At 64.0% G+C, this 7,693-nt stretch carries 9 protein-coding genes; 7 read left to right on the top strand and 2 right to left on the bottom strand.

Annotation, left to right across the window (positions count from 1 at the left end):
• Positions 1 to 24 precede the first annotated feature (24 nt).
• Together upp and Q0O05_RS10460 are read right to left on the bottom strand one after the other, a co-directional pair.
• Positions 25 to 678, bottom strand: a complete 654-nt coding sequence (upp, locus tag Q0O05_RS10465) for a uracil phosphoribosyltransferase (protein ID WP_293662775.1) — start codon at positions 676 to 678, stop codon at positions 25 to 27.
• 56 nt (positions 679 to 734) lie between these two features.
• Complete coding sequence (locus tag Q0O05_RS10460) at positions 735 to 2,339, bottom strand: helicase HerA-like domain-containing protein (RefSeq protein WP_293662773.1); 1,605 nt, start codon at positions 2,337 to 2,339, stop codon at positions 735 to 737.
• A gap of 58 nt (positions 2,340 to 2,397) precedes the next feature.
• Between Q0O05_RS10460 and Q0O05_RS10455 the strand changes: the two genes are divergently transcribed.
• The 7 genes from Q0O05_RS10455 to Q0O05_RS10425 form a co-directional block, all read left to right on the top strand.
• Positions 2,398 to 3,117 carry a YebC/PmpR family DNA-binding transcriptional regulator gene (locus Q0O05_RS10455; RefSeq protein ID WP_293662772.1) on the top strand — a complete coding sequence of 240 codons (720 nt, stop codon included), beginning with the start codon at positions 2,398 to 2,400 and terminating at the stop codon, positions 3,115 to 3,117.
• A 15-nt stretch (positions 3,118 to 3,132) separates the two neighbouring features.
• On the top strand, positions 3,133 to 4,458 hold the full coding sequence (gene purD / locus Q0O05_RS10450; RefSeq protein WP_293662770.1) for a phosphoribosylamine--glycine ligase: 1,326 nt from the start codon (positions 3,133 to 3,135) through the stop codon (positions 4,456 to 4,458).
• Positions 4,458 to 5,357, top strand: coding sequence for an oxygen-dependent coproporphyrinogen oxidase (gene hemF / locus Q0O05_RS10445; protein ID WP_293662768.1), 900 nt, complete (start codon positions 4,458 to 4,460; stop codon positions 5,355 to 5,357). The genes purD and hemF overlap by 1 nt, the downstream gene beginning before the upstream one ends.
• Positions 5,354 to 5,992, top strand: a complete 639-nt coding sequence (nadD, locus tag Q0O05_RS10440) for a nicotinate (nicotinamide) nucleotide adenylyltransferase (RefSeq protein WP_293662766.1) — start codon at positions 5,354 to 5,356, stop codon at positions 5,990 to 5,992. Before hemF ends, nadD begins: the two co-directional genes overlap by 4 nt.
• On the top strand, positions 5,992 to 6,846 hold the full coding sequence (rsfS, locus tag Q0O05_RS10435) for a ribosome silencing factor (protein WP_293662764.1): 855 nt from the start codon (positions 5,992 to 5,994) through the stop codon (positions 6,844 to 6,846). Before nadD ends, rsfS begins: the two co-directional genes overlap by 1 nt.
• Positions 6,847 to 6,881: 35 nt before the next feature.
• Complete coding sequence (rlmH, locus tag Q0O05_RS10430) at positions 6,882 to 7,349, top strand: 23S rRNA (pseudouridine(1915)-N(3))-methyltransferase RlmH (RefSeq protein WP_293662762.1); 468 nt, start codon at positions 6,882 to 6,884, stop codon at positions 7,347 to 7,349.
• Positions 7,350 to 7,353: 4 nt separating this feature from the next.
• The coding region (locus Q0O05_RS10425; RefSeq protein WP_293662760.1) for a Maf family protein at positions 7,354 to 7,693 on the top strand (340 nt) is incomplete at its 3' end.

The following is a 7,693-nucleotide window of genomic DNA, read 5'->3' as shown; positions in this document are numbered from 1 at the left end:
CAATGAAATCAATCACTTAGCGATTCACTGCGTCCCGAAAATCCGGTCTCCCGCATCGCCGAGGCCGGGCATGATGTAGCCGTGATCGTTCAGGCCGCGGTCAATGGCGGCGGTGTAAATGCGGACATCGGGGTGTTCCTTGAACATGGTGTTGATGCCCTCGGGGCAGGTCAGCAGGCACAGGAACTTGATGGACTTGGGCTTGCAGGCTTTGAGGCGCGTTACGGCCGCGGCGGCGGAGTTGCCGGTGGCGAGCATGGGATCGACGACCACCACATCGCGCTCCTCCATGTGGCTGGGCATCTTGAAGTAGTACTCCACCGCCTGCAGGGTGGTGGGGTCGCGGTAGAGGCCGATATGCCCCACGCGCGCGCCGGGCACCACGCTCAACACGCCGTCCAGAATGCCGTTGCCGGCCCGCAGCACGCTGGCGAACACGAGCTTTTTGCCATCAATGACTTTGCCGGTGGTCTTCTCTAGCGGGGTCTCGATTTCCAGGTCTTGCAGCGGCATATCGCGGCAGACTTCGTAAATCATCAGCCCGGCCAGCTCGTTGAGCAGGCGGCGAAAGCTGCTGGTGCTGGCTTCCTTTTTACGCATCAAGGTTAGCTTGTGCTGCACCAGCGGGTGGTCGATGAGGGTGACGTTGGCGCTGGCGGCGGGATCGATGGGGACCATGGTGTGTTTTCCTAAGTTGTTTTTGTGGTGGTGGTTATGGATGGTTGTGGAGGGAGTTAGCGCCTGCCGCCGCCCAGAATGCTGCCCAGCACCCCGCGGATGATCTGGCGGCCCACTTCGCGGCCGACCGCGCTGGCCGCGCTCTTGAGGAGCTGTTCGCCCACGCCGGCCCGCGAGCGCCGTGCGCCGCCGCCCAGCATATCGCCCAGGCTGCCCAACAGGCCGCCTCCCTCGGCGGGTGCTTCTGTTTTTGTAGCATCTTGCGCCCGTCCAGAATGCGCTTGGCGCGGATTTGGTGCTGAATTGGGGCCGCTGGCGAGATTGTCGGTGCGATGGTCGGTGTGATGGTCGGTGTGATGGTCGGTGCGGCCTTTGAGTGCCTCAAAAGCGGAAGCGCGGTCGGTGGTTTTTTCATAGACGCCGGCAACCAAGGATTCGGCCAGCAGCGCCTGGCGTTGCTCGGGGCGAATGGGCCCGATCTGGCTGGCGGGCGGCACGATGTAGGCGCGCTCGGTCACCGAGGGGCGGCCTTTGTCGTCCATCAGGCTGACCAGCGCCTCGCCCACGCCCAGCTCGGTGATGGCAGTTGCCACATCCAGCCGTGGGTTGGCGCGCATGGTGTCGGCGGCGCTTTTGACTGCCTTCTGGTCGCGCGGGGTGAAGGCGCGCAGGGCGTGCTGCACGCGGTTGCCCAGCTGGGCCAGCACGCTGTCAGGAATGTCGAGCGGGTTTTGCGTGACGAAAAACACGCCCACGCCCTTGGAGCGCACCAGGCGCACCACCAATTCAATCCGCTCCACCAGCACCTTGGGCGCATCGGCAAACAGCAGGTGGGCCTCGTCAAAAAAGAACACCAGCTTGGGTTTGTCAAGGTCGCCCACTTCGGGCAGCGACTCAAAGAGTTCGCTCAGCATCCAGAGAATGAAGGTGGCGTACAGGCGGGGCGACTGCATCAGCTTGTCGGCCGCCAGAATGTTGATCACGCCTTTGCCGCCCGCGTCGGTTTGCATGAAGTCTTGGATATTGAGCATGGGCTCGCCGAAGAACCGGTCGCCGCCCTGGCTCTCGATTTGCATCAGGCCGCGCTGGATGGCGCCAATGCTGGCGGCGCTGATGTTGCCGTATTCGGTGGTGTAGCTGGAGGCGTTGTCGCCCACGTCCTGGCACATGGCGCGCAGGTCTTTCATGTCGAGCAGCAGCAGGCCGTCGTCATCTGCAATCTTGAACACCAGTTGCAGCACACCGGCCTGGGTGTCATTGAGGTTGAGCATGCGGGCCAGCAGCAGCGGCCCGAGGTCGCTGACCGTGGCGCGCACCGGGTGGCCCTGCTGGCCGAACACGTCCCACAGGGTGGTGGGGTAGCCGGTAAAGGCGGGCGCCTCGAGGGAGCGTTCCCGGATGATTTTGGCCAGCTTGTCGCTTAAAACGCCGGGCTGCGAGATGCCGGTGAGGTCGCCTTTGACGTCGGCCATGAAGACCGGCACACCGATGCCGGAGAACCCCTCTGCCAGGGTCTGCAGGGTGATGGTTTTGCCGGTGCCGGTGGCGCCGGTGATCAGGCCGTGGCGGTTGGCTTTGTCGGGCCGCAGGAAACAGCGGGCGGCGGGGTGGTCCGCCGTGCCCTGCGCGATAAGGATGCCTTCTTCGTGGATGGACGCCATGGATATGTCAAAAAGTACAATCGAACGGCAAGCGTAACGAATTTTTAAAGGGCAACAAGTGGCGGGACACAGCAAATGGGCCAATATTCAGCACCGCAAAGGGCGTCAGGACGAGAAGCGCGGCAAGATCTGGACGCGCATCGTTCGTGAAATCACGGTAGCGGCCCGACAAGGCGGTGGAGACCCGGCCATGAACCCGCGCCTGCGGCTGGCCATTGAAAAAGCCAAGGCCGCCAACATGCCCGCCGACCGGGTGAAATACAACGTTGACAAGGCCACCGGCTCGCTGGACGGCATCAGCTACGAAGAAATCCGCTACGAGGGCTATGGCATTGGCGGCGCGGCCATCATCGTGGACACCATGACCGACAACAAGGTGCGCACCGTGGCCGAGGTGCGGCACGCGTTCAGCAAGCACGGTGGCAACATGGGCACCGAAGGCTCGGTGGCATTTCAGTTCAAGCATGTGGGGCAGCTGATTTTTGCGCCGGGCACGGCCGAAGACCGGGTCATGGAGGTTGCGCTGGAGGCAGGTGCCGAAGACGTGATTACCGATGACGAAGGCGCCATCGAGGTGCTGACTGCGCCGGCCGACTTTGAGGCCGTAAAAGCCGCCCTGGAAGCCGTGGGCCTGAGCGCCGCGCTGGCCACCGTGACCATGCGCGCCGAAAATACCATCGAGGTGAGCGGTGAAGACGCCGAGCGCATGCAAAAACTACTCGACGCACTGGAAGACCTGGACGACACCCAGGACATCTTCCACAACGCTGCACTCTGAAACCCTGAGATTCCTATGAACGTATTGGTTATTGGCGGCGGTGGCCGCGAACACGCATTAGCCTGGAAACTGGCGCAATCCTCAAAGGTGCAGATGGTGTACGTCGCCCCGGGCAATGGCGGCACGGCCACCGATATGCGGCTGAAAAATGTGCCGATTACGGATGTGGTGCAGCTGCGCGAATGGGCGCAGGCCAACAAAATCGGCCTGACGCTGGTGGGCCCTGAAGTGCCGCTGGCGGCCGGCGTGGTGGACGAGTTTCGCGCCCACGGCATGCGCATCTTCGGTCCTACCAAGGCGGCCGCCCAGCTGGAGAGCAGCAAGGCGTTCAGCAAAGCATTCATGCGCCGGCACGGCATTCCCACCGCCTCGTACGACACTTTTTCGGACCCGTTGGCGGCGCACGCGTATGTCGACAAGATGGGCGCGCCGATTGTGGTGAAGGCCGATGGGCTGGCCGCCGGCAAGGGCGTGGTGGTGGCGATGACGCTGGCCGAGGCCCACGAGGCGATTGATTTCATGCTGCTGGACGACGCACTGGGCGTGGCGCACAACGACGGCGCGGACGGTGTGGCCGTGCCGAGGGTGGTGATTGAGGAGTTTCTGGAGGGCGAGGAGGCCAGCTTCATCGTCATGGTGGATGGCAAAAACGTGCTCCCGCTGGCCACCAGCCAGGACCACAAGCGCCTGCTGGACGGCGACCAGGGCCCCAACACCGGTGGAATGGGCGCGTATTCGCCGGCCCCGGTGGTGACGCCGGATGTGCACGCCAAGGCAATGCGCGAAATCATTCTGCCCACGGTGAAGGGCATGGAGCAGGACGGCATTCCTTTCAGCGGCTTTTTGTATGCCGGCCTGATGATTGACAAGAGCGGCCAGCCTAAGACGCTGGAATTCAACTGCCGTATGGGCGACCCCGAGACCCAGCCCATCATGATGCGGCTCAAGACCGATCTGGTGGATGTGTTGATGGCGGCTACCGAGCCAGGGCCGCACGGCAAGCTCGACGAAGTAGAGCTGCAGTGGGACCGGCGCACCGCCTTAGGGGTAGTGCTGGCGGCCCACGGTTACCCGATGAACCCGCGCAAGGGCGACGCGGTTACCGGCATCCCTAAAGGCGCTGATTTCACCGATGACGCGGCTGACGCGGCGGTGTTTCACGCCGGAACCACATTGCAAGACGGCACGCTGCGGGTGTCGGGCGGGCGGGTGTTGTGCGTGACGGCGCTGGGCGACAGCGTGAAGCAGGCCCAGCACCGCGCCTACGAGGTGGTTGGCGATATCGCGTTTGAAGGCATGCAGTACCGACGCGATATCGGGCACCGCGCGGTCAAGGGCTGATGGTGCAACGCGCCTATTTCACCGGCCTGCAGGACCGCATCACCACGGCGATTGCCGCTGTTGATGGCGGAGAGTTTGTGTCCGACGCCTGGGAGAAGGCGCCGGGCGAACCCCTGCAGGGCAACGGCGTCACCCGCATTCTGGAAGGGGGCGCGGTGTTTGAGCGGGCGGGCTGCGGCTTTTCGCAGGTGCGCGGCCCCAAATTGCCGCCCAGCGCCACCCAGCACCGGCCTGAGCTGAACGGCTCGCCCTTCGAGGCGATGGGCGTGTCTTTGGTGTTTCATCCGCGCAACCCCTATGTCCCCACGGTGCACATGAATGTGCGCATGCTGGCGGCCACCAGCGCCAGCGGCGAGGTGGTGCGCTGGTTTGGCGGTGGCATGGACCTCACGCCGTACTACGGCTTTGACGAAGACGCGGTGCACTTTCACCAGACGTGCAAAGACGCCCTGGCCGGTTTCGGGGACGACAAATACCCCCGCTTCAAAAAGTGGTGCGACGAGTATTTCTTTCTGAAACACCGCAACGAGCCGCGCGGCGTGGGCGGCATCTTTTTTGACGACTTTTCGGAGCTGGGGCCCGAGGGCAGCTTTGCGATGATGCAGTCGGTGGGAGATGCGTTGTTGCAGGCGTATCTGCCGATTGTGGAGCGGCGCAAGAACATCGCTTACACCCAGCGCGAGCGCGACTTTCAGCTCTACAGGCGGGGGCGCTATGTGGAGTTCAACCTGGTGTGGGACCGCGGTACGCACTTCGGGCTGCAGTCGGGCGGGCGCACCGAGTCAATCCTGCTGTCCATGCCGCCGCTGGCCAGCTGGTCGTACCAGCAGGTGCCGGCCCAGGGTTCGCCCGAAGCGGCGCTGACCGGCCACTTTTTGACCGCGCGGGACTGGGTTTGAGCGGCGCCGGCCAGCTGCTTCGCATCGGCGTGTTCGGCGGGGCGTTTGATCCGCCGCATATCGGGCACCTGGGCTTGGCTCGGTCCGCCATCGCGCAACTCGGGCTGGACAGGCTGCTGGTGATTCCTACCGGCTTTGCATGGCACAAGAACTTTGCCCTGAGCGGCGCAGAGCACCGCCTGGCCATGGCGGCCCTGGCGTTTACCGGGCTGCCGCAGGCGCAGGTGGACGCGCGCGAAACACTGCGCAGCGGCCCGAGCTATACGCTGGACACTTTGCGCGAGTTGCGCGCCGAAAACCGAGAAGCGCAGCTGTATCTGCTGATTGGCGAAGACCAGGCCCGCGCGCTGCACACCTGGCACGACTGGCAGGAGATTCCTGAGCTTGCTATAATTTGTGTAGCTGCCCGCGCAGACTCTACGAGCGAAAGCGCGCAAAACCGTGTTGAAAACGCGGACCGGTTCGACGCACTGCGCGCCGAGCTCCCGGGGCTTACCGTGCTGAACATGCCCGCCATGCCCATCAGCGCCACTCACATCCGGCAACGTGTCGCCTCCGGGGAGAGCATTGCTCCTCTGGTTTTCGAGCCGGTTGCACGTTATATTGACCAACACCACCTTTACAGATCCAACTGATGACAACAACCACCGTGGCCAAGAACACCCAGAAACTCCAGCGCGCCGTCGTCGACGGGCTGGAAGATGTGAAGGCCCAAGACATTGTGGTGTTCGACACCGAGCACCTCTCCGCCCTGTTTGAGCGGGTCATCATTGCCTCCGGCACCAGCAACCGCCAGACCAAGGCGCTGGCCGCCAGCGTGCGCGATGCGGTGCGCGAGGCGGGTTTTCCCAAGCCCCGCATGGAGGGCGAAGGCAACGGCGAGTGGATCATCGTGGACTGCGCGCAGGTCGTGGTGCACATCATGCAACCCAACTTCCGCCAGTACTACCACCTTGAAGAGCTGTGGGGCGAGAAGCCTGTGCGCCTGAAGCTGGGTGCGGCCAGGCCCGTGGTGGCCAAGGCCAGCGCCGAGCCCCAGCCCGCTGCCAAGAAAACTGCAGCGAAGGCCGAGCCCAGTATGCGTCGTTCCAGCGCCGCCAAGAAGGGAGTCGAAGAAGCATTCCCGTCCAAAGCCGCCCTGAAAAAAGCCGCCGACAAGGCCGCGGGCGTGAAAGCACCTGCCAAACGGGCCAGCGCTGCCGGAGCAGCTGCAAGGACAGCAGCCAAGCCCGCGACGAAGGACGCGGCCAGGCCCGCCAGCAAGGCCGCGGTAAAGGCACCCGCCGAATCCCTCGTGAAGGCTCGCGCGAAAGCTCCATTGAAATCGGCTGCGAAGGCTCCGGTGAAAACCGTGATCGTCAAGCCCGAAGCCAAGCGCGGCGCGGCCAAAACAACTGCAGCCCAGCCGGCAACCGCCAGGTCTGCCGCCGCCAAGCCAGCGACCGCCCGTAAAGCGCCGGCCAAGAAGGCGCCCGGCCGCAAGGCCTGAGTTTTTGCGCGTCGGGGTTTGGACCGGGCTGTGGCGTGAGGTTGCTGATCGTTGCTGTGGGGCAGCGGGTGCCGGACTGGGCGCAAACCGCCTGGGATGACTACGCCAAGCGCTTTCCCCACGAACTCAAGGTCGAGATCAAGGCCATCAAGACCGAGCCGCGCGGCTCTAAAACGGTGGAGCAGTTGGTAGCTGCAGAGCGCAAGCGCATCGAAGAAGCCATTCCCAAGGGCACGCATGTGGTCGCGCTGGACGAGCGGGGCGCGAACTTGCGCACCACGGCGCTCGCCGAGCGGCTCACCCAGTGGCAGCTGGGCGGCTCGGACGTGGCGCTTGTTATCGGCGGGCCGGACGGGCTGGACCCCGAATTCCGCCAGGCGGCGCAGGAGCGCATCCGCCTGTCCGACCTGACGCTGCCCCACGCCATGGTGCGGGTGTTGCTGATTGAGCAGCTTTACCGGGCCTGGTCGGTCAATGCCAATCACCCCTACCACCGCGAGTGACACCATGACTAACGACTTCATTTACCTCGCATCGCAAAGCCCGCGCCGGCGCGAACTCCTGGGCCAGATTGGCGTGGCGCATGAGTTGCTGCTGCCGCGACCTGACGAAGACGCTGAGAGCCTGGAGGCGGTGATGGATGGCGAAGCGCCTGCTGCCTATGTGCAGCGCGTGACTGCTCTTAAATTGATAGCTGCTCGCGCAAGATTGGCGGGCGCTGGCGGCCTGAATTGTCCTATTTTGTGTGCCGACACGACGGTCGCGCTGGGCCACATCATTCTGGGCAAGCCGCAGGACGCGGAAGACGCCAAACGCATTTTGAGCGCGCTGGCCGGCACCACGCACA

The organism is Rhodoferax sp. OV413 (assembly GCF_945881795.1).
GTDB lineage: Bacteria > Pseudomonadota > Gammaproteobacteria > Burkholderiales > Burkholderiaceae_C > Allorhodoferax.
Note: the sequence above shows the minus strand (reverse complement) of the source record. Positions and strands in the feature narration are given on the sequence as shown.

Excerpts from the sequence above, each read along its gene's own strand:
- rsfS (WP_293662764.1), top strand. The coding sequence starts at position 5,992 with ATGACAACAACCACCGTGGCCAAGAACACCCAGAAACTCCAGCGCGCC.
- hemF (WP_293662768.1), top strand. The coding sequence starts at position 4,458 with ATGGTGCAACGCGCCTATTTCACCGGCCTGCAGGACCGCATCACCACG.
- Q0O05_RS10460 (WP_293662773.1), bottom strand. The coding sequence starts at position 2,339 with ATGGCGTCCATCCACGAAGAAGGCATCCTTATCGCGCAGGGCACGGCG.
- upp (WP_293662775.1), bottom strand. The coding sequence starts at position 678 with ATGGTCCCCATCGATCCCGCCGCCAGCGCCAACGTCACCCTCATCGAC.
- purD (WP_293662770.1), top strand. The coding sequence starts at position 3,133 with ATGAACGTATTGGTTATTGGCGGCGGTGGCCGCGAACACGCATTAGCC.